Annotated in this window: 26 protein-coding genes and 1 tRNA gene; 12 read left to right on the top strand and 15 right to left on the bottom strand. The window is 59.3% G+C overall.

The genetic code is table 11. From position 1 onward, the window contains the following. Positions 1-329 precede the first annotated feature (329 nt). From DXY16_RS02325 to gcvT, 6 genes are all read right to left on the bottom strand, one after another. Positions 330-938 carry a 7-carboxy-7-deazaguanine synthase QueE gene (locus DXY16_RS02325; RefSeq protein WP_115119161.1) on the bottom strand — a complete coding sequence of 203 codons (609 nt, stop codon included), beginning with the start codon at positions 936-938 and terminating at the stop codon, positions 330-332. Beyond that, complete coding sequence (locus tag DXY16_RS02320; protein ID WP_115119160.1) at positions 935-2599, bottom strand: CTP synthase; 1665 nt, start codon at positions 2597-2599, stop codon at positions 935-937. The genes DXY16_RS02325 and DXY16_RS02320 overlap by 4 nt, the downstream gene beginning before the upstream one ends. A 121-nt stretch (positions 2600-2720) precedes the next feature. Further along, positions 2721-3203 carry a Dps family protein gene (locus tag DXY16_RS02315; protein WP_115119159.1) on the bottom strand — a complete coding sequence of 161 codons (483 nt, stop codon included), beginning with the start codon at positions 3201-3203 and terminating at the stop codon, positions 2721-2723. Positions 3204-3212: 9 nt separating this feature from the next. Continuing rightward, positions 3213-4355 (bottom strand): RNA polymerase sigma factor, RpoD/SigA family, encoded by a 1143-nt coding sequence (locus tag DXY16_RS02310; protein ID WP_371410853.1) that lies wholly within the window; start codon positions 4353-4355, stop codon positions 3213-3215. A 79-nt stretch (positions 4356-4434) separates the two neighbouring features. Beyond that, positions 4435-6270, bottom strand: a complete 1836-nt coding sequence (aspS, locus tag DXY16_RS02305) for an aspartate--tRNA ligase (RefSeq protein ID WP_115119157.1) — start codon at positions 6268-6270, stop codon at positions 4435-4437. A gap of 60 nt (positions 6271-6330) precedes the next feature. Then, positions 6331-7425 carry a glycine cleavage system aminomethyltransferase GcvT gene (gene gcvT, locus DXY16_RS02300; protein WP_115119156.1) on the bottom strand — a complete coding sequence of 365 codons (1095 nt, stop codon included), beginning with the start codon at positions 7423-7425 and terminating at the stop codon, positions 6331-6333. A 93-nt stretch (positions 7426-7518) separates the two neighbouring features. Here gcvT and DXY16_RS15075 point away from each other — a divergent pair, with 93 nt between their 5' ends. Together DXY16_RS15075 and DXY16_RS02290 are read left to right on the top strand one after the other, a co-directional pair. Next, positions 7519-7818 (top strand): hypothetical protein, encoded by a 300-nt coding sequence (locus tag DXY16_RS15075; RefSeq protein WP_244281495.1) that lies wholly within the window; start codon positions 7519-7521, stop codon positions 7816-7818. Positions 7819-7940: 122 nt separating this feature from the next. Next, on the top strand, positions 7941-8342 hold the full coding sequence (locus DXY16_RS02290; RefSeq protein WP_170953801.1) for a Crp/Fnr family transcriptional regulator: 402 nt from the start codon (positions 7941-7943) through the stop codon (positions 8340-8342). Between the two features lie 12 nt (positions 8343-8354). On the opposite strand, the gene speB is transcribed toward DXY16_RS02290, so the two are convergent. Both speB and speE read right to left on the bottom strand, forming a co-directional pair. Further along, entirely contained in the window at positions 8355-9266 is a 912-nt protein-coding gene (gene speB, locus DXY16_RS02285; RefSeq protein WP_115119155.1) for an agmatinase, read from the bottom strand. After that, positions 9263-10126 carry a polyamine aminopropyltransferase gene (speE, locus tag DXY16_RS02280; RefSeq protein ID WP_115119402.1) on the bottom strand — a complete coding sequence of 288 codons (864 nt, stop codon included), beginning with the start codon at positions 10124-10126 and terminating at the stop codon, positions 9263-9265. Before speE ends, speB begins: the two co-directional genes overlap by 4 nt. A gap of 136 nt (positions 10127-10262) precedes the next feature. Between speE and DXY16_RS02275 the strand changes: the two genes are divergently transcribed. Continuing rightward, entirely contained in the window at positions 10263-10952 is a 690-nt protein-coding gene (locus tag DXY16_RS02275; protein WP_115119154.1) for a hypothetical protein, read from the top strand. Between the two features lie 26 nt (positions 10953-10978). Here DXY16_RS02275 and DXY16_RS14590 read toward each other — a convergent pair whose 3' ends face one another. Further along, a complete protein-coding gene (locus tag DXY16_RS14590) occupies positions 10979-11134 on the bottom strand; it encodes a hypothetical protein (RefSeq protein WP_170953800.1) in 156 nt (51 codons plus the stop codon). Between the two features lie 765 nt (positions 11135-11899). Here DXY16_RS14590 and DXY16_RS02270 point away from each other — a divergent pair. After that, entirely contained in the window at positions 11900-12547 is a 648-nt protein-coding gene (locus tag DXY16_RS02270) for a hypothetical protein (RefSeq protein WP_115119153.1), read from the top strand. Between the two features lie 336 nt (positions 12548-12883). Further along, positions 12884-13321: an alternative ribosome rescue aminoacyl-tRNA hydrolase ArfB gene (gene arfB / locus DXY16_RS02265; protein ID WP_115119152.1), complete on the top strand. Its 438-nt coding sequence runs from the start codon at positions 12884-12886 to the stop codon at positions 13319-13321. Between the two features lie 336 nt (positions 13322-13657). Here arfB and DXY16_RS14585 read toward each other — a convergent pair whose 3' ends face one another. Together DXY16_RS14585 and DXY16_RS14580 are read right to left on the bottom strand one after the other, a co-directional pair. Continuing rightward, positions 13658-13870 carry a hypothetical protein gene (locus DXY16_RS14585; RefSeq protein ID WP_170953799.1) on the bottom strand — a complete coding sequence of 71 codons (213 nt, stop codon included), beginning with the start codon at positions 13868-13870 and terminating at the stop codon, positions 13658-13660. 91 nt (positions 13871-13961) lie between these two features. After that, positions 13962-14321, bottom strand: a complete 360-nt coding sequence (locus tag DXY16_RS14580; RefSeq protein WP_170953798.1) for a hypothetical protein — start codon at positions 14319-14321, stop codon at positions 13962-13964. A 378-nt stretch (positions 14322-14699) separates the two neighbouring features. On the opposite strand from DXY16_RS14580, the gene DXY16_RS14575 reads away from it, so the two are divergent. Beyond that, positions 14700-14864 carry a hypothetical protein gene (locus tag DXY16_RS14575; RefSeq protein ID WP_170953797.1) on the top strand — a complete coding sequence of 55 codons (165 nt, stop codon included), beginning with the start codon at positions 14700-14702 and terminating at the stop codon, positions 14862-14864. 68 nt (positions 14865-14932) lie between these two features. On the opposite strand, the gene mazG is transcribed toward DXY16_RS14575, so the two are convergent. Both mazG and DXY16_RS02250 read right to left on the bottom strand, forming a co-directional pair. Continuing rightward, positions 14933-15799, bottom strand: a complete 867-nt coding sequence (mazG, locus tag DXY16_RS02255; RefSeq protein ID WP_115119150.1) for a nucleoside triphosphate pyrophosphohydrolase — start codon at positions 15797-15799, stop codon at positions 14933-14935. Positions 15800-15833: 34 nt separating this feature from the next. Next, complete coding sequence (locus tag DXY16_RS02250; RefSeq protein WP_115119149.1) at positions 15834-16346, bottom strand: metal-binding protein; 513 nt, start codon at positions 16344-16346, stop codon at positions 15834-15836. Between the two features lie 25 nt (positions 16347-16371). Between DXY16_RS02250 and DXY16_RS02245 the strand changes: the two genes are divergently transcribed. The 3 genes from DXY16_RS02245 (at position 16372) to DXY16_RS02235 (ending at position 17998) form a co-directional block, all read left to right on the top strand. Continuing rightward, a tRNA-Val gene (locus DXY16_RS02245) sits at positions 16372-16443 on the top strand. Positions 16444-16491: 48 nt separating this feature from the next. Continuing rightward, positions 16492-17223 carry a metal ABC transporter ATP-binding protein gene (locus DXY16_RS02240; RefSeq protein ID WP_115119400.1) on the top strand — a complete coding sequence of 244 codons (732 nt, stop codon included), beginning with the start codon at positions 16492-16494 and terminating at the stop codon, positions 17221-17223. A 4-nt stretch (positions 17224-17227) separates the two neighbouring features. After that, positions 17228-17998, top strand: coding sequence for a metal ABC transporter permease (locus DXY16_RS02235; RefSeq protein ID WP_115119148.1), 771 nt, complete (start codon positions 17228-17230; stop codon positions 17996-17998). On the opposite strand, the gene DXY16_RS02230 is transcribed toward DXY16_RS02235, so the two are convergent. After that, positions 17925-18881 carry an oxidoreductase gene (locus DXY16_RS02230; RefSeq protein WP_115119147.1) on the bottom strand — a complete coding sequence of 319 codons (957 nt, stop codon included), beginning with the start codon at positions 18879-18881 and terminating at the stop codon, positions 17925-17927. The genes DXY16_RS02235 and DXY16_RS02230 overlap by 74 nt on opposite strands. Before the next feature lie 60 nt (positions 18882-18941). Next, the gene (locus DXY16_RS02225; RefSeq protein WP_115019772.1) at positions 18942-19199 is read right to left on the bottom strand and encodes a hypothetical protein; all 258 of its coding nucleotides are present in this window, start codon (positions 19197-19199) and stop codon (positions 18942-18944) included. A 96-nt stretch (positions 19200-19295) separates the two neighbouring features. On the opposite strand from DXY16_RS02225, the gene DXY16_RS02220 reads away from it, so the two are divergent. The 3 genes from DXY16_RS02220 to DXY16_RS02210 all read left to right on the top strand — a co-directional run bounded on the left by DXY16_RS02220 (position 19296) and on the right by DXY16_RS02210 (position 23236). Further along, positions 19296-19796, top strand: coding sequence for a protein phosphatase (locus DXY16_RS02220; RefSeq protein ID WP_115119398.1), 501 nt, complete (start codon positions 19296-19298; stop codon positions 19794-19796). Next, positions 19793-20419 (top strand): 2OG-Fe(II) oxygenase, encoded by a 627-nt coding sequence (locus DXY16_RS02215; protein WP_115119146.1) that lies wholly within the window; start codon positions 19793-19795, stop codon positions 20417-20419. Before DXY16_RS02220 ends, DXY16_RS02215 begins: the two co-directional genes overlap by 4 nt. 72 nt (positions 20420-20491) lie before the next feature. Continuing rightward, on the top strand, positions 20492-23236 hold the full coding sequence (locus DXY16_RS02210; RefSeq protein WP_115119145.1) for a valine--tRNA ligase: 2745 nt from the start codon (positions 20492-20494) through the stop codon (positions 23234-23236). The last annotated feature ends 51 nt before the right edge of the window (positions 23237-23287 follow it).

Raw genomic sequence — 23287 nt, 5'->3', positions numbered from 1 at the left:
GGTGGTTGTCCGGTCAGCGCTTTCTCAGCACTACCAAGTTTAGCCGTTGTTTTGGAGAGGATTCCTATGGATGCTGAAGGAATCTTGTGTATTCCTTTCCCATATGCACTTTTGGGATTTGAAGTGACATTTTGACTCGTTTAAATTTGGCTGAATGTGAAGTGAGCTCATTCATGATTCATTGTTGATTCATGTCTAACTCATAGTTTTCACTACACAGCCGGCGCAAACCTGAGTGGGTTGCGTGCATTGCCTGAGAATTGCCTGAGGGCGCTCTGAAGTTGCTTGCTCTCAGATGCTTCGCTCATCTTTCTGCCTAAGCATGCTTCTCAGCGCACTTGCAGCCACTTGTGGCTCTGAAGGCTGAGGCGCCAGTGCGCATGGCTCTGGGCATAGTGGATCGCCAATTGCTGTCCTTCCGTGCTTTGCCAGCCCGGTTGCACCAACCAGCTGGCTTGGGGTGCCTGGGCGGCGGCCACATCGGCAAAGAGCAGATCGTTGGCTTCATGCACCACCACCTTCAGTTCATGGCAGGCCGCGAGCAGTTCGGCACGAGGCGGTTGATGCCGTTTGGGGGAGAGGGTGATCCAGTCGGGTGAGCCACTGATCGGATCCACGCCGCTGGTTTCGATGTGCACAGGCAGGGTGCAGGCGGCTCTTATCGATTGGGTGAGGGCATCGAGGTTGTGGTGCAGGGGCTCACCTCCGGTGATCACCACGAAGGCAGCACCGGCTTGTGCAGCCGCGGCAGCTTCCGCAGCCAGTGTTGTCACGCTCTGCTTGGGGTGCGACTCCATCGGCCAGGAGTGTTTGGTATCGCACCAGCTGCAGCCCACAGAGCAGCCGGCGAGGCGAATAAAGAAGGCGCTTCTGCCGGCATGCATCCCTTCCCCCTGGAGCGAGTGGAAAGTTTCCACCACCGGTAGGTGGTGGCTCATGGACCGACGTTGAGCTGAGCTTGGCTTTTCTGTTGCTGACGAATTGCTTCGCTAGGGCTGCTGGGCAGGCGTTGTTGGGCTGCTTCGATCAGGCCGCGGAAGAGGGGATGGGGCCTGCCTGGTCTGGAAAGGAATTCCGGGTGGTATTGGCAGGCTGTGAAGAAGGGATGGCCTGGTAGTTCGATCAGCTCAACAAGCCGTCCATCTGGTGAGGTGCCGCTGATGCGGTAGCCCGATTCGATGAAGAGGTTGCGGTAGGCGTTGTTGAACTCGTAGCGATGGCGGTGGCGTTCATACACCACTTCATCGGCATAGAGGCGTTCCGCCATCGACCCTTCGGCGATTCGGCAGGGGTAGACACCCAGGCGCATGGTGCCACCGAGGTCCACCACGTCTTGCTGTTCGGGTAGGAGGTGGATCACTGGATGTGGACTCTCCGCATCGAGCTCGGCACTGGAGGCACCAGAGAGGCCGGCCTGATTGCGAGCCCACTCGATCACAGCTGTCTGCATGCCCAAGCAAAGGCCCAGGAAGGGCACCCTCTGCTCGCGGGCCCAGCGGATCGCGGCCACCTTGCCATCGACGCCGCGGTTGCCAAAGCCTCCTGGCACCACTACTGCATCCATGCCCTTGAGCAGAGTGTCGGCACCATCGGTTTCGATTTGCTCGGCGCAGACCCAGTGCAAATCAAGAGAGGCATCCTGCGCCAAGCAGGCATGACGCAGCGCCTCCACCACCGAGAGGTAGGCGTCGTTGAGCTGCACGTATTTGCCCACCAGGGCGACCTTCACAGTGGGACCGGGGTTGCGCAGTTTGTGCACCAGCTGGGCCCAGCCGGTCATGTCGCTCTCATGATCCTGGAGCTGCAGCACATCCAGCACTTCACGGCAGAGTCCTTCCTCTTCGAGGGTGAGGGGCACGGCATAGATGCTGTCGGCATCTAGAGATGGAATCACCGCCCGTTGCGTGACGCCACAGAAGCCGCCGATTTTGCGCTTGAGATCGTCGTTGATGTCTCGGTCGCTGCGGCACACCAGCACGTCTGGTTGGATGCCGATCGAACGCAGCTCCTTCACCGAGTGCTGGGTGGGCTTGGTTTTGAGTTCTCCGGAGGTGCCGATGTACGGCAGCAGGGTGACGTGGATGTAGGCCAGGTCATGGCGGCCCACATCGCCGCGGAATTCACGGATGGCCTCCAGGAACGGCAGCGACTCGATGTCACCCACGGTGCCACCGATCTCGGTGATCACGACATCGGCGTTGCTGTTGGCGGCCACCCGGTGGATGCGATCCCGGATTTCGCCAGTGATATGGGGGATCACCTGCACCGTGCCGCCGTTGTAGTCACCACGGCGCTCTTTGTTAATCACCGACTGATAGATCGACCCTGTGGTCACGCTGTTGAGGCGTGACATCGCCGTGTCGGTGAAGCGTTCGTAATGTCCTAGGTCGAGGTCGGTTTCGGCACCGTCTTCGGTGACGAACACCTCACCGTGTTGGAAGGGGCTCATCGTGCCCGGATCCACATTCAGATAGGGATCGAGCTTCAGGATCGAGACGCTGTACCCCCGGGCTTTGAGCAGCCGTCCGAGGCTGGCGGCCACAATCCCCTTCCCGATGCTGGAAACCACTCCACCGGTGACGAAGACGAATTTGGCCATAGCTCCCTGGGCGATTCTTCAATGTACCGAGTGCTCTCCAATGATCGAGGGCCCCAGCGCTCTTTTGAGACTTCAGCCGGTTTGATCCGACGTGATTACGTCCGTGATTGCGTCGTTCGGATCAGCTCTCCAGCAGGCTACGCAGCATCCACGCGGTTTTTTCATGGATCTGGAGCCGTTGGGTGAGCAGATCAGCACTGGGTTCGTCGCCGGCCGCATCGACCAGGGGAAACAGGCTCCGTGCTGTTCTTGCGACCGCTTCATGGCCGCTCATTAATTCCTGCACCATCGCTAGGGCTGCTGGCTGCTGCTCGGCTTCCTCAATGGAGGCCAGTGTTGCCAATGTGCTGCCGCCGTGGGGTGCGACCACACCGAGGGCACGGATCCGTTCGGCGATCACATCCAGGGCGTTCCACAGCTCGGTGTATTGCTCCATAAACATCAGATGGAGAGTGTTGAACATCGGTCCGGTCACGTTCCAGTGGAAACCATGGGTTTTGCCGTAGAGCACGTAGGTGTCAGCCAGCAGGCGCGCCAGCCCGGCGGCAATCTCTTCGCGCTGGGCTGTGGGAATACCGATGTCGATCCCAGGGGGGGTGGTCATTGCTGCAGCTCAGGATTCCAGGCCAAGGATGTATTCACGCACCTTGATGCGGCGCTGAGGCTGGCGCAGCTTGAGCAGCGCTCGGGTTTCGATCTGCCGCACCCGTTCGCGCGACAGGGCCATGCCTTCGCCGATCTCCGCCAGGGTGCGAGGAGTGTCGTCTTCCAGCCCGAAGCGGCGCCGGATCACCTCTGCCTCCCGGGCGGTCAGTTCTTCCAACAGCTCCTCAAGGTCGTTGTGCAGGGAGTCTCGGGTGAGTTGCTGCTCGGGGGTGGCATGGCCGTCTTCCAGCAGATCCCCGAGCTGGGTGTCCTGGTCCTTGCCCACTCGGGTCTCGAGCGACACCGAACGCGGCACCCGCATCAGGGTGAGGCGCACGGTTTCTTCACTCAGCCCCAGTTCGCGTGCCAGGTCGCTCATAGAGGCGATCCGTCCCTCATTGGCGGCGATCTCCTGCTGCACCTTTTTGATGCGGTTCAGCTTCTCGGTGACGTGCACCGGCAGTCGGATCGTTCGGCTCTGGGTGGCGATGGCTCGTGTGATGCCCTGGCGAATCCACCAGTAGGCGTAGGTGCTGAAGCGGAAGCCGCGGGTGGGGTCGAATTTTTCCACCGCTCGTTCCAGCCCCAGGGTGCCTTCCTGCACCAGGTCGAGCAGTTCCAGGCCTCGCTGCTGATATTTCTTGGCCACCGTCACCACCAGGCGCAGGTTGGCCTGGATCATCCGATCGCGAGCCCTGCGTCCTTCACGCAGGCGTTTCTGCAGTTCCCGGCTTTCCAGTTCGCTGTGGTCTGACCAGATGCCATAGCCCTCTCGCAGCACCGTGGTCAGTTCTTCCGGCGTGAGGCCTGCGGCTTTGGCCCATTCCTGTTTGGTTGGCCAGTGACAGATGTGATTGGCTTCCCGTTGTTGCAGTTGTTCCAGCTCAAGCAGCCGTTGAACCGGGGGGTACTCACTAGCGAGAGCTCGTTCTTCCTTCAGCAGGGTTTCTCGGTGCCGCACCTGACGAGCCAGGAGCACCTCTTCCTCATTGGTAAGCAGGTCAACCCTTCCGATGTCCTGCAGATACAGGCGCAGGAGGTCGTTGCCGCTACCAGTGCGGACGCGGGACGGACCCGTCGATCGCGAACCGGTGGCCAAAGGGCACCCCATGAACTGCCCTCAGGGTTCAGCGATCCGGCTGCAGCAGTTCGGAATGAACGGAATCTATTCCGGTTCGCTGACCGTCCTCTCAGGCGTCATCGTCCGCGTTGGGATCTACCCAGGTGCTTGCCACATGCAGGTCTTCCAGCTGTTGGTCCGCCACTTTGGCGGGAGCGGCAGTCATGAGGCAGCGTGCCTGCTGGGTTTTGGGGAAGGCGATCGTGTCGCGGATCGATTCCTCCCCGGCCAGAAGCATCACCATGCGGTCGAGCCCGAAGGCCAGGCCGCCATGCGGCGGGGCTCCCATGTCGAGCGCTTCGATCAGGAAGCCGAACTGCTCCTCGGCTTCCGCCAGGGGCAGGCCCACGGTCTGTAGCACCTGGCGTTGCAGGGAGGAGTCGTGAATACGCAGGGAGCCGCCCCCCAGCTCGAGGCCGTTGAGCACCAGGTCGTAGGCCTGGGCGCGGGCGTTTGGCAGGGTGTCGGCCCACATCGCCTCATCGCTGCCCAGATCGGTGGTGTTGGGGGCGCAGAAGGGATGGTGCAGTGCTTCGTAGCGGTTCTCGTCGCTGTTGAATTCGAACATCGGGAAATCGACCACCCAGAGGAAATTCCACTGGTCGTTCTCTTGATCGGCCTTGACCATCCCCAGTTCTCTGGCGAGGTATTGACGCACCCGGTCGAGGGCTTTGTTCACTGTGGCGGTGTCGCCAGCGCCGAAGAGCAGCAGGGTGCCGGGTTCGGCGCCGGTGCGGCTGAGCAGCTCCTTGGTCTGTTCCTCGCTGAGGTTGTCTTTGATGGCGCCGATGGTGTCGATCTCGCCACCGTCGCGGACACGGATGAAGGCCAGGCCACCGGCACCCGCCTGCTGGGCCTCGCTGAACACATCACCTCCGGGTTTGATGCGCACGTTTGAAACGGCGTCATTGCCTCCGGGCACGGCGATGCATTTCACCGATCCACCGGCCTTGACGGCACCGCTGAACACTTTGAAGCCCATGTCCTTGACGATGTCGCTCACGTTGGTGAGCTCCATGCCGTAGCGGGTGTCGGGACGGTCGGTGCCGTAGCGCTCCATGGCGTCGTGCCAGGTCATGCGGGGGAAGGGGCGTGGCAAATCGATCCCCTTCGCGGTCTTCCAGATGGTGCAGATCAGCCGCTCGTTGAGGTCCAGGATCTGCTCTTGATCCATGAAGCTCATTTCCATATCCAGCTGGGTGAATTCCGGCTGGCGGTCAGCGCGCAGGTCTTCATCGCGGAAGCAGCGCGCCACTTGGTAGTACTTCTCGAGGCCTCCCACCATCAGCAGCTGTTTGAACAGCTGAGGAGACTGGGGCAATGCGAACCATTCACCACCGCAGACGCGGCTTGGGAGGATGTAGTCGCGGGCGCCTTCAGGGGTGGACCGGGTGAGCACGGGAGTCTCGACCTCAATGAAGCCCTCGTCCTCCAGGAAGCGGCGCGCGGTCTGGATCGTTTGGGCGCGCAGGCGCAGGTTGTCGTTCATGCGCTTGCGGCGCAGATCCAGATAGCGGTGACGCAGCCTCAGTTCCTCGCGCGTGTTCTCCTCGTCGTGGATCGAGACGGGGAATGGCAGATTGCCCTTGACGCCGTTGAGCACGGTGATGGTGCTGGCCAGCACTTCCACGGCTCCAGTGGCGAGTCGTTCGTTTAGAGATTCGTCCGGTCGGGCCCGCACCTTGCCTTTCACCTGCAGCACGGTCTCGCTGCGTAGGTGCTCCGCCACGGCAAAGGCCTCAGCACCCAAGTCGGGGTCCACGGTGATCTGAACAGTGCCGCTGCGGTCGCGCAGGTCGATGAAGATCACTCCACCGTGGTCACGTCGCCGATCCACCCAGCCGCAGAGCTGCACCTGCTCATCGATTTGCTGCTTGCGCAGGTCGCCGCATCCGTTGCTGCGCATGGAAGCTGTCGGGAGGGAATGAGAAGCGAGTTTCCCACAGGACCTGCCTGGCGATTCCTTTCAGGCCGGGCGTCGATAAAACGGCCGTTTGACCACCGTGGCGGGATGTCGTTTGCCGCGGATCTCCACAGCTAGCTCTGTGCCCGGTTTGGCGAAAGCCCGTGGCACGTAGCCGAGGCCGATTCCGGCCTCCAGGGTGGGCGACCAGCCGCCGCTACTCACCTGGCCCACACGTTCCTCGCCATCGAAAATCGGGTAGTCGTGGCGGGGAATGGCCCGGCCCTCCAGGCGCAGGCCCACCAGCCGGCGGGTGCTGCCTTGCTCCACCTCTTGCTCGAGGGCCTCACGGCCGATGAAGTCCACCGGATTTTCTAGGTGCACCAGCCATCCCAGCCCCGCCTCCAGGGGGCTGGTGGTGGTGTCCATGTCTTGACCGTAAAGATGCATGGCTGCCTCTAGCCGCAGGCTGTCTCGGGCGCCGAGGCCGCAGGGTGTGACGCCTTCCCGTAGTAGTCGGTTCCAGAGCTGACGCCCTGCCTCACGAGGCAGCAGCAGTTCGAAGCCGTCTTCGCCGGTGTAGCCGGTGCGGGCCACCAGCACATCGGTCTGCAGATCTGGCAGGGTCAGCATCCGCTGTCCGAATCGGGGCAATTCCGCCAGGCTGGAGCCGCTCAGTTTTTCGAGCACGGACTGGGCGCTGGGGCCTTGCAAGGCCAAAAGCACGCCATCGCCTTTGGCATCCGTGATGGTGATGCCACTTCCGCTCAGCTGCTGCTCTAGCCAGGCCCGGTCGTTCTCGGCGCAGGCAGCATTGATCACGGCCAGCAGGGTGCTGTCGCCCATGTCATAGATGATCAGATCATCGAGGATGCCGCCGGTTTGATTGAGCAGAACCGTGTAGCAAGCCTGGCCGGGACCGATGCGATGCAGATCGGTGGGCACCAGTTTTTGCAGAGCATCCTTGGGGTTGGCACCTTCAAGCCGCACCACGCCCATATGCGAAATGTCGAACATCCCCACGTTGTGGCGCACGGCCGCGTGTTCGCTGATCAGCCCAGAGAACTGCACGGCCATGTCCCATCCCGCGAAGGGCACCATGCGACCTCCCGCTTCGCGGCAGAGGTCATGAAGAGGGGTGCGCTGAAGGTCGGTCACGGGGCGCTGCAGAGATGGGCCGAATCCTATGGACTCTGGCTGGATGGGTAGCGAGAGGGAAATGGAAGCAAAGCCGCAGATTCGAGCTGAAGCGTGGTTCGCTTTTGCAAGCGTCCTTACTGTGAGCGTCCCTCTCCCCTTGCGGTGTTGTCCGAGGCCTGCTGTCACAGCTGCCATCACTGCACGGCGTCAACCAGTGGCGCCAGTGGGCCCGTGGTGGGATGGTGCCGGTTGAGACGGCTGCCGGTGCATGCCGAACTAGCGCGTGTGGCCTGGTGTCATCACTGGACGGCTCGGCCACCGTCGCTGCCGCAGTTGCAAGAGCATGAGCAGGTGTTGCCTCCTACAGGCTTGCAGTTGGAGCTGGAGGAACGCTCCATGCCACTCGCTTGAGCTCCAGACGTGAGTTCTTATCGATTAAACACGCCTGACGCGTTGCGGAAGTGTTGTGTCCGGCACGTGTTTTTTTGTTTGGTTGCGTCAGATTGTTCGTCAAAGGAAAGTTTCGGTCGTTTTTGCTCTCCACCAGTTCACTGCCAACGCCGGTTGAGTTGTTCGCTGATCAACAGGAAGGCGATCAGCTCACCTACCCCACGGGAGCTCGGGTGTTTTGTGCGGGCGAACCCTCAGATTCGATCTATGCAGTGCAGCGCGGCATGGTGGAGCTCAGTGCTGCCGGTGAACCCGGCAAGATGCGCTACGGGCCCGGTGAGATTTTTAGCTACGAGGATCTTTCAGGCGCGCGTCTGACCCATCGCTGCGATGCATTGGCACTGACGCCTGTGGCCGTCGTGCGCTTGCCCAGGGCTCGGTTTATCGAGCTGATTCTGCGGCACCCCACCATCGTGTTGGCCTTGCTGGAGCGTCAGCACAGCCGGTTGCGGGAGCAGCGCCTCCAGGCTCGTCATTACTACTGATCACTGAATTGATCAGTTGTTGAGCAGCATCAGCAGGCTGCGGGTGACCTTGCTGGCCAGCACGCTACTGATGCCTGAGGGGTCCAGCTGGGGAGTCAACTCCACCACATCCGCGCCCGCCAGCTGATGCTCTCGGAGCACGTCAATCAGCGCGGCGAAGTGGTGCCAATAGAAGCCACCCGGTTCGGGGGTACCAGTGCCGGGCATGATCGCGGGATCAAACCAGTCGAGATCCACCGTGAGATAGAGCGGCTTGCCGCGATGGGGTTCCAGGGCTGAACGCATCGTGGCCGCCAGCTGGCGGCCGGACTGGTCGGGTTGGTGATTGATCAGGCGTTGGCTCTGTTCCAGCTCTTGGAATTCTTCGCGGGTGCCGCTGCGGATGGCGAGTTGCAGCAGCTGGCCACTGGGGAGCACGTCCAGACAGCGTCGCATCGCACAGGCATGGCTGTGGCGTGCCCCCAGCCAGCTGTCGCGCAGATCGGCATGGGCATCGAGTTGCAGCAGCACGAGCTCCGGATGGCGTTGGGCGACGGCGGCCACGGCGCCGCTGCTGATGGAGTGTTCGCCACCCAGCATCAGTGGCTTGAGGCCTAGATCGAGCACGGTGCTTGTTGCTGCTTGCACAGCCTTGACCACAGGTTCCGGGGCGCCGAAAGGAATGTCGACGGCGCCGAGGTCGACATAGGCCAGATCCTCCAGGTCTGTCTGCAGTTGCGGGCAGTAGGTCTCGAGGCCGTTGCTCACCTCCCTTATGGCCGCCGGCCCGAAGCGGGTGCCGGGTCTGAATGAGGTTGTGCCGTCGTAAGGCACGCCGAACAGGCCGATGCGGCAGCCCTGCGGATCGCGGCGCGCACCCATATAGATGGCGCCATCGCGGTCAAACAGCTGGTTGAGATCCGTCGATTGGAGCTTGCCGCTCATGAGTCGAGCTCCCTTTCCACGAAGGCGGGCACGGCGTCGAAACCGCCGTTCTGCCAGCGTGGACTCCAGATTTCACAACCACCGGCCACGGCAGCGGCCCGCTCCGGCAGTGGGTGGCGGTAGCGCGGGCCATCGGTGGCTGCAAAGGTCCAGCTCCACCATCCGCTGGGATACATGGGCACCCAGCCATAGAGCGGATCGGCGTGGCCGAACAGGTCTCTAATCAGTTTCACCGTGTCGATGTGCACGCGGCGGAAGGCCTCTGGCGATTCGCTCTGAGTGGCGAACACACCACCTGTCTTGAGAATCCGTTTGCAGTGGCTGAAGAAGGCCCGGTTGAACAGGCCCTCAGCTGGTCCCACGGGGTCGGACCCATCCACCAGCACCACGTCATAGGACGCGTCATCGGCCTCAGCGGCCCAGGCGATGCCGTCGCCCACATGCAGATGGAAGCGAGGATCCGTCCAGCAGCCTCCGCCGATGCTCGGCAGGTGTTGTTGGCTCAGTTCCACGACTCGGCCATCGATTTCCACCATGTCGAGGTGCTTCACGTTGGGATGACGCAGGCATTCCCGAGCGGTGCCGCCATCACCACCGCCGATCACCAGCACCCGTTCGATTGAGGCAGCCGAGCACAAGGCCGGATGCACCAGTGATTCGTGGTAGTGCCGTTCCTGACGTTCGGCTGTCATCCAGCAGCCGTCTAGGAGTAGCCCCTTGCCGTAGCGCTCGCTTTCGATCAGCGTGATCCGCTGGAAAGGGCTGGTCTCCTCCATCAGTTGCTTCGCTTTGAGGCCGTAGCGCACCCCATCGTGGTGTTCATCGATCCAGCCCCCTCCGGACTGGGATGCAGTGGTCATGACTGGTTGAGCCTTGCGATTGCTGTCTTCAGCTAAGGGCAGCGTCGGGTCCTGCCGCCACAATGTCGTCTGCCAATGCCGCTTGATTCCTGTTGGGCTGGTGCAGCATGGCTGTGAATGTTGCAGAGGTTGGCTGATGGGATTTGTTCAGAGCCTGCTGTCGGTGTTCCAGGACAAGCGGGAACTTCTGGATCTCAGCAGCTTCAACGATGAAGTGGCCTGGAACGTGGCGTGGACTCCGCTTGTGGGTGGAGGAACGAATTTCTGCACGCATCGGGCCACACGAACCAAAAGCCTGACGAGTTCCAGCCTCAGCTTCAAGACAACCCTCGGCGCGTACCTATTTTCTGCAGTGTTCCTTGCAGTTGGGTTGATCTCTGCGATTGCTTCTCTATCGACCGGTGGTGTGGACCCTGGCGCCTTCTCGATGTCTTTGCTGTTCCCGCTCTTGTTCGTGGCGATCGGGGCGTTTCTGATCTGGAGGATGCGCAGCAAGGAATGCTGTTTTGACCAGTTTTCAAGTCAGTTCATCCAGGGAACAACCGTTCACAACCTCAAGGAGGTTCATGCGATTCAGTTGATTCGTGAATATGTGCGTGGCAATAAGAGTTCCTATTACAGCTACGAACTCAATTTGGTTTGTCGCGACGGCAGCCGCTTGAACGTGACAGACCACGGCTCGCTCGCGGCGATTCGAGAGGATGCTCAGCTGCTTGGCAATTATCTCAATCGGCCTGTATGGGATGTGATTGATTTCCGTATCCCTGATGGCTTATCCGGTGGGGACGGCAAGTTTGAGGCTTTGAGAACGAACTTGTTTGAATGACTGGGATCATCGGAGGCCTCGAGGCATCACCAACCAGGGGTGATCTGGCGTTTCACGCCTTCATGGGTCATTTCGATTTCGGCTGCTGCCTGTTTGGCCTCATAGATGGCCCAGGTCTGCAGGCTGAAGACCACCAGAACAAGGATCTTGAGCACCAGCTGTAGTCCGCTTGGAACGACCACACACTACCGGTAGTGGCTCCCTTTGACTGTGTCGATTTATGCAAGTTGGTGGTGCTGTCTCCTACATGCTGCTGTCTCCTCGCGGCTTGCCTGGCGATGCCGGTTGCTCCGTGCCGGACACAATGGTGTTGAGCAGGGGTCAGGCGTCCGAGCTGTGAGCCGCGGCTGGGAACACACTTGCATGCGTTGACACCAGATCACATCACGATTTTGTCGATCTCAAGAGGGTTGAAGCTTGGTTAAAGGCCTAAATGATTATTTTGCTTCATCAGTGGCTGAAAAAGTGGCTGAAAAGTTGGCGCTTAAGGCGAAGAATCAGATCAAAGCGGATCCGCAGGAACAATCGAATATTCAACCTATCTAGTCAATTCAGCCCAATTTTTGCGTCTTTATTGCCTTTATGTGCATGCTTTTGGGATGGATCCTTGGGTGGTGCTCCAATGAGCAAGGCCTCCTCTTCAAGAAGGCTGGACCGTTCAAGCACCGAATGCTGACGCTAAAGCAAGACTTTTGAGGTGGAAGCCCTGTTTTCTTTCACTCGCTTCGGCAAGAACTTGGCCAGGCTTTATTTGAGCATCAAAGCTTCTGCAGCAGGCCCAGGATTGCGAGCATTGTGCTTCTTGATTCGGCAGGAGGAGTTGAATGGGCCGATGTTGCGTTTCTCTGCAGGGCAAAGCTCTTGGCCCCATTGGACGATTCGTCCAATCCCAGACTGGCTGCAGACCAATAGCTGCGCTACAAGGCCTCTGTCTGGCGTAGTCGCCCATGCCCCTTGTTCAGCGACTTGAGCAGGTCACCGACATCTCGGTCGACTTTGCCAAGTCTGGTGTTGAAACATCGCGTCTCTCTGATTTTCAGATGGAGACGATGAAAGAGACTGTTTTTGAGTTGCGTCAGGCCACTGGCGCTTATCTGGCCGTTTGCGGCAAGTATCTCTTTGAGTTAAAGGAGACTCTGCGCGGCAAGTCAAAGTCAAGCCCGCGTGAATGGACGCAATTCAAGAAATCAGGCCTAGTCCCTTTCAGCGCTAAGGAGATTCAGGACCTTGCAAACTCATGGGAAAAGTGGCTGAGCACAACTGAGTTAGATGCAGATGCTTTCAACTTGATTGGTATCAGAACACTTTCGCGTGTGGCGAATGCAGATGACAAGACAAAGAAGGTTGTTGAAGGCAAGTTGCTCGCTGGTGAACGGGTGACAGAGGCTGATGTCAAGCAGTTGACCGGATGGAAGGCAAAGCTTTCCAAGCCATCTGTGATTGGGATTGATGACCTAATTTCTCAGTTTGAGCAGGTGATTTCTAAACAGTCGATCAGTCAGCTTAGGAGTCGCTGCCTACAGCTCAAAAAAACAAATCTTGAATTAGACCAACAAATCAAAGCTCTGAAAAGTCAGCTCAAGGAGAAGGCCTGAACCATGGTTGCTATTCCTTTTAATGGCGAGCCGGAGCGAGAGCTCTCCCTGCCGTTTGTATGTCAGTGTGATTTGTGTATGAAACAAAATGTCTACTCGTTGCATCTAGCCACGATCAAGAGGCAAATCCAGCTTTTCGGCGTCGAATCAGTTAGGCGGGTGGCTTGAGAAATGAAACTCTTGATGGAGACCATGCTTGCCACTTTTAAGGTCATCGGAAAGCTTTTTTATCTGCTGCTCTCGGCGATAAGAAATTTTGTCTTTGTTTATGCCGAAATTATCAATGCATTGATCCCTAAGCCTGTAGCTAAGGGGAAAGCCCACAAATAGTATTGAATGCTTAATTCGGATCTGGTGGTTAACCCAAGGCTCAGCATCCCGCGGGCTGAGTTGTCTTGGAAATTCTTCCGTTCGTCTGGTGCAGGAGGGCAAAATGTCAATAAAGTTGAAACTGCGGTTGAATTGTCTTGGAATATCTCTCAATCAGAGGCATTAGGACCATACCGAAAGCAAAGATTGTTGGAATTTTATGTTTCAAGGATTGTTGATGGTTGCTTGCGAATCTGTGTTTCTGAAGAGAGATCTCAATTTCAGAACCGTCAGATTGCCTTGAAGCGTTTGGCGGATTTGATTAGGGAGGCGATCAAGCCACCACCACCTCAGCGTAAAGAAACACGTCCAACTCGTAGTTCTAAACGCAAAAGGGTTGACGCCAAGAAAAAGCGTGGTGAAATCAAGAAAGGCAGACAGTCTCGCTACTCTTTTGATGACTGAATACACAAGCAGGTCTTCGATCAGCAAAACAGAGTTGTACAGAGCAACGATCTATATTTTCTTGATGTCAGCTTTGATCGCCCTGTTGATCGCCTGAATTGGATCTTTCTAGGTCGTGAGTCTTCTCAGAATCATCAAAGTGTGATGCGATGCTGTAGGCCAGATGTTGACTGAGACCCGATTGAGGGTTAATTCGTATTGATATCAATACTAAGGGTGGTTTGTGCTCCTTCTTTCTTCTTGATCGAATGGTACGAACAAGTTGAATCAGCCCTCATTGTTTTGGAGGAGGAGCAGCGATTCAGGTTGTGATCCAGACTCGTCTCTAGCTTTCGTTCAGCAAAGTGGCTCGCCGAGAAGAATGATCCCTCTGGGTAACTCTTTCTGGGGCTGATGAATAATGATGGACTTCTTCTCCCCATCAGCTTGATAATGCTGCCGTATCGATAAAATAAGGGCATATGCTTCATCATTTTGAATCCTGCTAGTATCCGACGCTTTGTCTTCACTCTGATTACTGGATACCTGGCCATCTTTGGAATCCAGCATCTGCCTTATCAATTTGAGAATCAATGGTTGGTTCTCGTTCCTGTTCTCATTGTTGTTTATATTGTCACGGTGTGGCTTGATGGGCAGTTTTTCAAAGATCAATCTTCTGCGTCCGAGAGAAAAACGGCTGCCCCGAAGACAAGCAAGAAAAAAAGTTCTCCTTCAACGAAGGGCTTTGGCAGCTAAAAGATTTTTGTTGTTTCTGAAAGGTTGCCCGCCTCTGCATTGCTTTGTGCAGGCAATATTGATTTTTGACGTTTGCATCAACGTCATTTTTGTTGCTTGATGCCTGGGCGGCGTTGCCTTTGTCGCTGTTTTGTTGTGATGCATTTTTGGTTTTGATTCCTTGATCCATTAATGGAAAAGATTGGATTGTTGTTGAAGACCATTTGCTCCTCCAGTCGCTTCTGCCAGGCCTTTGGCTGCTGGTGTTAACGAGCTTTGCAATCATGCTTTATTGATCAGTCAATTCGCTCGTCAATAAGCAGCCCTGCTCCTGTTTGAATCGCTAATCATTTTGGTGCAGCAGATTGGCTGGTGAGGCGAATTCTGCAATTCCTTGAAGCTTGTGTGTTTGGGATTCCCTCAACATGGAGGATGATGTGAGTTGATGGCCTTAATCTTTACTCTGTGATCAATTTGGGCGAAAAAATTGATTGCTCTGAAAGTTTTGAGCCCTAACTAAGTCTGACGCCACGGCCTGTTGATCCACGTGCATCCCCACGTTTTGACTAGCTATGGCCATTTGGTTAAGCCAGGGTTAACGTTGAATCAAGGTAAGACGATGAAGGGGCTCTGATGGACTCCACGCCTGGACTCCACGCCAGCAATGCCACGGCACACTCTTGTCCGCCTGGTTGGCCTGATGTCTCTCGAAGAGAGAGCGCGCAACTGTCGCTCCCGCTCCGAGGCTCAGGATTGCATTCGCAAGGCTGATGCCACGAAGCGTGAGCTTTGGGGCACGACAGAGGGCTCCATGGGTGGTCATCTCTGAGAAGCACTCAGCGTTCAGCGCAGGCTTGCGCCCGAGCTGTTGGCCGATGTTCTGAGAGTGGTGCTGCGCTAGGCCATGTTGCTTCGATTCGAGATTGTTGTCTCAGCTTTGATCTCTGCTTTGGCTTTTTGCCAGAGTCCTTCCAATTGCTTGATGCTTTGGCCCTGCAGGTTGCCTCCTAGGGCTGCTTCCACCCGGGAGAAACGGTCAAGGAATCTGTGGTTCGTGCCTGCTAGGCCTGTTTCGGGATTGAGGCCGCACCAGCGCGCCACATTCACCAAAGTGAAGAGCACGTCTCCCAGCTCGTCTTGGGCATGGCTGCTGTCGCCTGAGGCGATTGCTTCCTTCAGTTCATCGAGCTCTTCCTGCACTTTCTCCCATACGCCGGCCATGTCGTCCCATTCGAAGCCGGCTTTGGCGGCTTTTTTGGAGATTGTCATGGCTGCGGCCAGAGCCGGTTGTCCCCGCACCTTGCTGGCCAGTTGATCACTTAAAGGACTTGGGGATGGCTTCTGCTTACCCGCTCGATCCGCCTGTTCTGCCGTTTTGACCGTTTCCCAGATGCGACGCACCGCTTCGCTGTTGCTGGCTTCGCCATTGGCGAACACATGGGGGTGCCGGCGAATCAGTTTGTCGCTGATGGCGTCGGCCACGCCATTCAGATTGAAGCGGTTGTCCTCATCGGCGATGCGGGCATGCAGCACCACCTGCAGCAGGAGGTCGCCCAGTTCCTCCCTGAGATCGACATCATCGCCGTGGCGGATTGCGTTAGCCACTTCATGGGCTTCTTCCAGCACGTAGGGCACCAGTGACTGGTGGGTTTGCTCGAGATCCCATGGGCAACCGCGATCGGGATCGCGCAAACGGGCCACCACCGCTTCCAGTTTCCGCAACGGATCAGGGTGGTTGGGAATGGCTGAGGTGTTGTCGGCCATGACGGTGGAGCACGCGATGCTTGCCGTTACCTTCTCATCGCCGCCTGCCCTGGCGGCGATGCCGGTGCCACTCCATCGGCAGGGGGTCGCCATCGAGCAGGAGATGGAGCCAGACACTGGCTTCCAGCCCCAGGACTGCTGCCATCACAGAGCCTGGGTGCTGCTGGACCAGCTGTTGCACAGTTGCGCTGAGGGTGTTGAGGTCGGGGATCCCTAGCCCCGGGATGCTGCGCAGCAGCAGCCAGGCCAGCAGGCCAACAGCGACAAGCCACAGCACTCTCAAGCTCATACCGATCAATGGCCCGTGGGAGAACAGGGACCGATGGGGAATGAGGCGGCGGTAGGGCCACCAGATCACTCTGAGTGGCCCCCATCGATGCAGGGGTTTGGAGCGGGTGTCGAGGTCTGGTGATAACCACAAGCCCCCGATCAGGAAGCACAGTCCAGCGATGCATCCAGCCGGAATCCCCAGAACGGGCATGACCACCAACCCGAACGGAATACAGGCCAGGGCCGTGGCGCGGTCATGGTCACGGCCTTTGGCCACGGCGCTCAGGCAAAATGATCACAACGGGCGATTAGCTCAGCGGTAGAGCACCTCCCTTACAAGGAGATTGTCACTGGTTCGATCCCAGTATCGCCCACTTTCACTCGTCAGAATGGGCGAGACCATGCCAAAGAGGCCTGCGCTGATGCAGCTGCCAGCCCCTCGTTCTGTCGCTCTTCAGGCTGACGATCTCCGGGCCAAAGACCTCTGCTTCGCCTACGACGGCAAACAGGCGCTCGATCATGTGAGCTTCAGCTTGGTTCCCGGCAGCCTCACGGCACTGGTGGGTGCCAATGGTGCTGGCAAGTCGACTCTGCTTCATTTGCTTCAGGGTCAGCTCATGCCCACGGCTGGCAGCGTCTGGCTTGGCGAGCAGCCGATCCGCCGCTGTCGGCCCCGGGTGGCTCTCATGCCGCAGCGGGGCCGGATCGACTGGGCTTTTCCAATCACGGTGCGGGAGATGGTGGCACTAGGTCAGGTGCAGGCTCCCCGCAGCGTCTGCTGTGATGTTGCTGCAGCGCTGCAACGTGTTGGCTTGGAGGCGTTGGCGGGTCGCCGTCTCGATGCCCTGTCCGGCGGCCAACAACAGCGCACCCTGTTGGCCCGTGCCCTGATGCAGCCTGCTCGGGTTCTCCTGCTGGATGAACCCTGTGCCGCCATTGACCCCCCGGCTCGTCAGCAGTTGCTGCGTTTGATGCGCCAGCTTGCCGATGCGGGATACAGCCTGCTCGTGAGCAGTCACGACTGGGGCGAGGCTCTGGATGTGTACGACCGTGTGCTTGTGCTCGATCGCCGGCTGCTGGCAGACGGCACTCCGGCTCAGGTGCGGGGTGCGCTCACGGCACTCACCGATATGGGGAATCACGCCTGTGGTTGATGCGATGCCTTGGTGGTTTCTGCCGTTGCTGATGGCGCTGATGGTGGGGCTGCTCTGCCCAGCGACCGGAACGTTGCTGGTGACTCAGCGCCGATTGCTGCAGAGCAATCTGATTTCCCATGCTGTGCTGCCTGGGTTGGCGGTCGCCCTGGCCCTTGGTCTTGATCCGGCCCTCGGGGGTGTGCTCAGCGGAGTGCTCGGTGCTCTTGTGGCAGAGCGATTGCAGCGGCGCGATGGTCGCAGCCACGAAGCTGTGATCAACACTGTGCTGGCCGGTTTCCTCGGCCTGGGGGTGTTGTTGATCCCCCTACTGAATCTGCGCCTTGATCTCGAGGCTGTTTTGTTCGGTGATCTTTTGGCCGTGGGCAGCAGCGATCTGTTGCGCACGCTGATCGCGGCTGCCTCACTGCTGCTGTTGGTGGTCTGCTCATACCGCAGCCTGGTTTACCTCGGTGTTGATCCCGATGGGGCCGCTGCCGTTGGCCTGCCTGTCCGCGGACTTCGTCTGGCGCTGGCCTTCGTGACGGCCCTGGTGGTGGTCAGCGCGATGGCGGCGGTGGGGGTGGTTTTGGTGATTGCCTTGCTCTGTGCGCCCGTGTTGCCTGGCCTGCATCGCGTTACCAGCCTAAGGGCAGCGATGTTGCGCTCTTCTCTGGTGGGGATGGCTCTGAGCGGTGCTGGCTTTGCTCTCGCCCTGTTTCTCAACCTGCCGCCAGGTCCGTTGATCGGTGTGGCCTGTCTGGGCCTTTTGCTGCCTGGATCAAGGATTCGCTGAGTTCCCAGAAACGTTTGCGCTGGGCGGCATCCCTGGCGGCCGCAGCCACAGGCTGACGGCTGGGATGGCCGCGGAAACCACCGAGCCCATCCGGACCGTAATGCTCACCGCTTTGGGCTGAGGGCGCCGTAGCGGCATGCAATTGGGGTAGGGCTCCCATGGCTGCGCTCTGGAAGAGCGGGTCCATCAATCGATAGGCCAGGGGTTCGATCCAGGAGCCATTGGCCGCCACCGACGTTGGTTGGAGATTGGTGCGGGCCAGCCCTGGGTGCGCCGCCAAGGAACTGACGTTGCTCGCGCCTGCCCGTAGCCGTTGATCGAGCTCCAGGGCAAACATCACGTTGGCCAGTTTGCTCTGGCTATAGGCCTGCCATCGGTCATAGCGTTGCTCGCCGTTTGGATCGTCCCAGGCGATTTGGCCGAAATACTGCGCACCAGAGCTGACGGTGACCACCCTTGGATCCCGTTGCTGTTCCATCAGCGGCAGTAGGTCGATCGTGAGGGCCATCGGCCCAAGGTGGTTGGTGGCGAGTTGCAGTTCCAGGCCCTGACGACTGAGCATCCGCGGCGGTGCCATCACTCCGGCGTTATTGATCAGAAGGTCAAGGCGCCCGTAGCGGTTGTGCATCGTCTCCACGCAGCGGCTGACGCTGGTGAGATCGGCCAGGTCAAGCGCCACTAGATCGAGGGCCCCACCCTCGTTCTCCAGCAAAAGCTGCTGTTTTGCTTCCTCACCTTTGCGCAGGTTGCGGCAGGCCATCACCACGGTGGCTCCCTTGCGCTGCAAGGCCCGTGCCGTTTCCAACCCCAGGCCACTGTTGGCCCCGGTGATCAGGGCAATACGGCCCTGCTGGTCGGGGATATCGGCAGCAGCCCAGCCCATGCAGTCGATCGAAAGCGACAGCCAGTCTGGCCAGCTGCGAGCGATGACTGCGGGGCGAAGTCAGTCTTCTGGGAACAGCAGAGCCGCGAGTTCGTCGGCATCCACGTCGTAGACCCGGGCCAAGCTGGTCTCGATCGCACTGGTGACTTCACCGGGCAGGAAGCGCATCGAGTTTAGGGCGTCTTCTGTGATCTCATCGCTCAGCAAGATGTCCTCGCTGTCGAGCTTTTCGTCGTTGATCACCGCCATCACCCAGCTCTGATAGGCGTAGACAAGATCCGAAAACTCGAGTTCGGGATCGTTCAGATCCAGGGTCATCGGATGCGTTCAGCTCTCCACAGTTTGCCTTGTGAATTGCCGACAGGCAGCCTCGTCCGCACAGGTTGGTCTCGCTCTTTCCGTCAGGATGGAGGGATGAGCACGTCTCCTTCCACGCCGCCTGAACCGGTTCGGCTGCAGGCCACGCTGTTTGATTTCGCGGTTCTTGAGTTGATCCGCCAGCACCGTGAGAGTTTTGCGCCTCTTTGGACGGTGGACAGCTGGGCCAAGTTGTTGATCTGGCTGGCCCTGAATTGCGGCTTGTCTGGGGAGCGCGACAGCTTGGAGCATTTCGCCAGTGCCCTCGGTGCACCGCTCACCAGCCGTCTGCGCAGGGTGTTTTTCGAGCGAGATCTGGGTGATCTGGAATTGCAAGTGCTAGCGGATCCGGCTGAACAGCAGGTGCTGGTGCTGCCCCAGGTGGCGGCTGATCCGGCGCTGCTGGAGATTGAGCGTGTGGCCAGGGCCCTTGAGCGGGTGGGTCTGCTGGATCGGGTGGTGCCGGATCGCAGCCGCTGGCAGCAGTTGGACGGTGTGGTGGCGATCCCGTGGCAGCACCTGGCCGTTGGATCCGACGCTGAGGAGGTTCGGGCATGACGCTGATCGGGCGCTACAGCAACGCTGGCTTCGAGGCGGTGGCCGATGGGGTGATGGCCTTTTTTGATCGTCGCAGTGATTTGCAGCGGCCTGGAGTGGCCTTTGGCCCTGGCGGTGCTGATGAACCGGCCAAGGTGTCGACCGACATCAGCCTCGTGGCGATCGATCGCAGCGATCCTGATGCCTTTGCTCTCTCGGAAGTGATTCTCAGGGGTGTGACGGCAGGGCTGGACCGCTACCTGCAGGAGCGGCCGCTGTTCCGTTCGGTTTGTCCCGATCAGGAGCTGTTCGTGATGCCGATTTTCAATCTGCAGCGCTATGCCCCTGGGGAGGGTTTCAAGCAGTGGCACTGCGACTGGACCATCAGTGATGAAGCCACTGAACCGGTGCATCGTGTGCTGGCCTGGATTCTCTACTGCGACACGGTTGCTGAGGCTGGTACTGAATTTCACTGGCAGGACCACCACGAGCCTGCGGAGCGGGGGAAGCTGGTGATCTTTCCGGCGGGGCCATCCCACATCCACCGCGGCCGCGTGAACGCCAGCTTCAGCAAGACGATCGCGACCGGTTGGATTAATGCCGGTTCCCGTGAGGCTTATCTCCGGCGCCTAGCCAAGGGCTGAGTGTCTGGCCAGTGGCAGTTCGCGCCCTAGCGATGCTTTGCGAGCATGGGCGGCTGTGTATGCACGCGTTTCGTGTCCGAGCTGGCCAAGACCTATGACCCGGTGGGCACCGAGGCCCGCTGGCAGCAGGCCTGGGAGGAGCAGGGAGCTTTTCACCCCGATCCCAAAGCGCCAGGTGAACCGTTCTCGGTGGTGATTCCGCCGCCGAACGTCACCGGCAGCTTGCACATGGGCCATGCCTTCAACACGGCTCTGATCGACACGATCGTGCGTTACCAGCGTTTGGCTGGGAAGAACGTGCTCTGCCTGCCGGGTACTGACCATGCCTCGATTGCGGTGCAGACCATCCTTGAGAAACAGCTCAAAGAGGAGGGCAAGACCCGTCACGATTTGGGGCGGGAGGCGTTCCTTGAGCGGGCCTGGGAGTGGAAGGCGGAGAGCGGCGGTCGGATTGTGGGCCAGTTGCGCCGTCTTGGTTATTCGGTCGACTGGCAACGCCAACGCTTCACCCTCGATGAGGGGCTGAGTGAGGCCGTGAAGGAGGCCTTTGTGCGGCTGCATGATCAGGGCCTGATCTACCGCGGTGAATACCTGGTGAACTGGTGCCCCGCCTCTGGTTCGGCGGTGAGTGACCTGGAGGTGGAGATGAAGGAGGTGGATGGTCACCTCTGGCATTTCCGCTATCCATTGACGAGTGGTGAAGGCCATTTGGAGGTGGCCACCACCCGGCCCGAGACGATGCTTGGTGATACCGCGGTGGCGGTGAATCCCACCGACGACCGTTATGCCCATTTGGTCGGTCAGACCCTCACGCTTCCTTTCGTGGGTCGAGAGATCCCGATCGTGGCGGACGACCATGTTGAGAAGGACTTCGGCACCGGCTGCGTCAAGGTGACGCCCGCGCATGATCCCAACGATTTTGCGATTGGTCAGCGCCATCGTCTGCCTCAGATCACGGTGATGCGCAAGAACGGCACCATGAATCAGGAGGCTGGGCAGTTTGAGGGCCTGGACCGTTTCGATGCTCGCAAGGCTGTGGTGGCCGGGCTTGAGCAGCTGGGTCTGCTGGTGAAGGTGGAGGATTATCGCCACAGCGTTCCCTACTCAGACCGCGGCAAAGTGCCGGTGGAGCCGCTGCTCTCCACCCAGTGGTTTGTGAAGACCGAGCCCCTCGCAGCTCGCTGCCGAGAGGCGCTGGAGAAGCAGGACCCCCGTTTCATTCCTGAACGTTGGGAGAAGGTCTATCGCGACTGGCTCACCGACATCCGCGACTGGTGCATCAGTCGCCAGCTGTGGTGGGGCCATCGCATTCCCGCTTGGTTCGTGATCAGTGAGACCAACGGCAAGTACACCGACAGCACGCCCTATGTGGTGGCGCGGAACGAAGCCGAAGCCCTGGAGAAGGCCCAAGCGAAGTACGGCGCGGCTGCGGAGCTTGAGCAGGACGAGGACGTGCTCGACACCTGGTTTTCCAGCGGTCTTTGGCCGTTTTCCACGTTGGGCTGGCCGGATGCCGACAGTGCCGACCTCCAGCGCTGGTATCCGACCAGCACGCTGGTGACGGGCTTCGACATCATCTTTTTCTGGGTGGCTCGGATGACGATGATGGCCGGTGCCTTCACCGGTGAGATGCCCTTCAAGGACGTCTACATCCACGGCCTGGTGCGGGACGAGCAGAACCGCAAAATGAGCAAGAGCGCTGGCAACGGTATCGATCCGCTGCTGCTGATCGAGCGGTATGGCACCGATGCTCTGCGCTTTGCGCTCGTTCGCGAGGTGGCCGGCGCTGGACAGGACATCCGCGTCGACTACGACCGCAAGAAGGACACGTCCGCCACGGTGGAGGCCTCTCGTAATTTCGCGAACAAGCTTTGGAACGCCACCCGTTTTGCGCTGATGAATCTTGGCGGTGAGACGCCGGCCCAACTGGGGGATCCCGATCCAGCCGCACTGCAGCTTGCAGATCGCTGGATTCTCTCCCGGCTGGCGCGGGTGAACCGCGAAACGGCTGAGCGCTACGGCAGCTATGGCCTGGGAGAAGCGGCCAAGGGTCTCTATGAGTTTGCTTGGAACGATGTCTGTGACTGGTACCTGGAGTTGAGCAAACGGCGGCTCAACCCTGGTGAGAATCCCAGCGCCGAAGCGCTTGCCGACCAGCGCACGGCTCGGCAGGTACTCGCCAAGGTGATCAGCGAGATGCATCTGATGTTGCATCCGCTGATGCCGCACCTCACCGAGGAGCTCTGGCACAGCGTCACCGCGGCATCGGAGATCACGTTTTTGGCACTTCAGGCATGGCCGGCTGTGGATGAGGCAGCGCTGGATGATGGCCTTGAGGCCTCGTTCACGGAACTGATTGGGGCGATTCGCGTGGTGCGCAACCTGCGGGCGGTGGCTGGCTTGAAGCCGTCGCAGACTGTGCCGGTGCGTTTCGTGAGTGGCCGCGGCGATCTGGCAGCGATGTTGCAGCGGGGAACGGCCGATATCACCGCCCTCACCCGGGCTGAATCGGTGCAGGTGATGACGCCAGACCAGTCGGAAGCATCACCGGTGGCGAAGGCTCTGGCTGGTGTGAGCGGTGAGCTGCAGGTGTTGCTGCCGATTGAGGGCCTGGTGGACCTTGAAGCGCTGACGGCTCGTCTGGAGAAAGACATCTCCAAGGCTGAAAAGGAAATCAAGGGTTTGGCAGGTCGCCTTGGGAATCCCAACTTCGCCGATAAGGCACCGCCGGAGGTGGTGGCTGAGTGCAAGTCCAACTTGGCGGAAGCGGAGGCTCAGGCGGATCTGGCCCGCAAACGCCTCGCTGATCTCAGCTGATCGTCTTCAGCAGAATCGATCTCTAGCCTGATGGGAGAGCTGAAGGCGACC

Source organism: Synechococcus sp. UW105 (assembly GCF_900473935.1).
In the GTDB taxonomy this organism is placed as follows: Bacteria; Cyanobacteriota; Cyanobacteriia; order PCC-6307; family Cyanobiaceae; genus Synechococcus_C.
Note: the sequence above shows the minus strand (reverse complement) of the source record. Positions and strands in the feature narration are given on the sequence as shown.

Excerpts from the sequence above, each read along its gene's own strand:
- DXY16_RS02325 (WP_115119161.1), bottom strand. The coding sequence starts at position 938 with ATGAGCCACCACCTACCGGTGGTGGAAACTTTCCACTCGCTCCAGGGG.
- DXY16_RS02320 (WP_115119160.1), bottom strand. The coding sequence starts at position 2,599 with ATGGCCAAATTCGTCTTCGTCACCGGTGGAGTGGTTTCCAGCATCGGG.
- DXY16_RS02315 (WP_115119159.1), bottom strand. The coding sequence starts at position 3,203 with ATGACCACCCCCCCTGGGATCGACATCGGTATTCCCACAGCCCAGCGC.
- DXY16_RS02310 (WP_371410853.1), bottom strand. The coding sequence starts at position 4,355 with ATGGGGTGCCCTTTGGCCACCGGTTCGCGATCGACGGGTCCGTCCCGC.
- aspS (WP_115119157.1), bottom strand. The coding sequence starts at position 6,270 with ATGCGCAGCAACGGATGCGGCGACCTGCGCAAGCAGCAAATCGATGAG.
- speB (WP_115119155.1), bottom strand. The coding sequence starts at position 9,266 with ATGAGCGGCAAGCTCCAATCGACGGATCTCAACCAGCTGTTTGACCGC.
- speE (WP_115119402.1), bottom strand. The coding sequence starts at position 10,126 with ATGACCACTGCATCCCAGTCCGGAGGGGGCTGGATCGATGAACACCAC.
- DXY16_RS02275 (WP_115119154.1), top strand. The coding sequence starts at position 10,263 with ATGGGATTTGTTCAGAGCCTGCTGTCGGTGTTCCAGGACAAGCGGGAA.
- DXY16_RS02270 (WP_115119153.1), top strand. The coding sequence starts at position 11,900 with ATGCCCCTTGTTCAGCGACTTGAGCAGGTCACCGACATCTCGGTCGAC.
- arfB (WP_115119152.1), top strand. The coding sequence starts at position 12,884 with ATGCTTAATTCGGATCTGGTGGTTAACCCAAGGCTCAGCATCCCGCGG.
- DXY16_RS14585 (WP_170953799.1), bottom strand. The coding sequence starts at position 13,870 with ATGCTGGATTCCAAAGATGGCCAGGTATCCAGTAATCAGAGTGAAGAC.
- DXY16_RS14580 (WP_170953798.1), bottom strand. The coding sequence starts at position 14,321 with ATGATTGCAAAGCTCGTTAACACCAGCAGCCAAAGGCCTGGCAGAAGC.
- DXY16_RS14575 (WP_170953797.1), top strand. The coding sequence starts at position 14,700 with ATGCCACGGCACACTCTTGTCCGCCTGGTTGGCCTGATGTCTCTCGAA.
- mazG (WP_115119150.1), bottom strand. The coding sequence starts at position 15,799 with ATGGCCGACAACACCTCAGCCATTCCCAACCACCCTGATCCGTTGCGG.
- DXY16_RS02240 (WP_115119400.1), top strand. The coding sequence starts at position 16,492 with ATGCAGCTGCCAGCCCCTCGTTCTGTCGCTCTTCAGGCTGACGATCTC.
- DXY16_RS02235 (WP_115119148.1), top strand. The coding sequence starts at position 17,228 with ATGCCTTGGTGGTTTCTGCCGTTGCTGATGGCGCTGATGGTGGGGCTG.
- DXY16_RS02230 (WP_115119147.1), bottom strand. The coding sequence starts at position 18,881 with ATGGGCTGGGCTGCTGCCGATATCCCCGACCAGCAGGGCCGTATTGCC.
- DXY16_RS02225 (WP_115019772.1), bottom strand. The coding sequence starts at position 19,199 with ATGACCCTGGATCTGAACGATCCCGAACTCGAGTTTTCGGATCTTGTC.
- DXY16_RS02220 (WP_115119398.1), top strand. The coding sequence starts at position 19,296 with ATGAGCACGTCTCCTTCCACGCCGCCTGAACCGGTTCGGCTGCAGGCC.
- DXY16_RS02215 (WP_115119146.1), top strand. The coding sequence starts at position 19,793 with ATGACGCTGATCGGGCGCTACAGCAACGCTGGCTTCGAGGCGGTGGCC.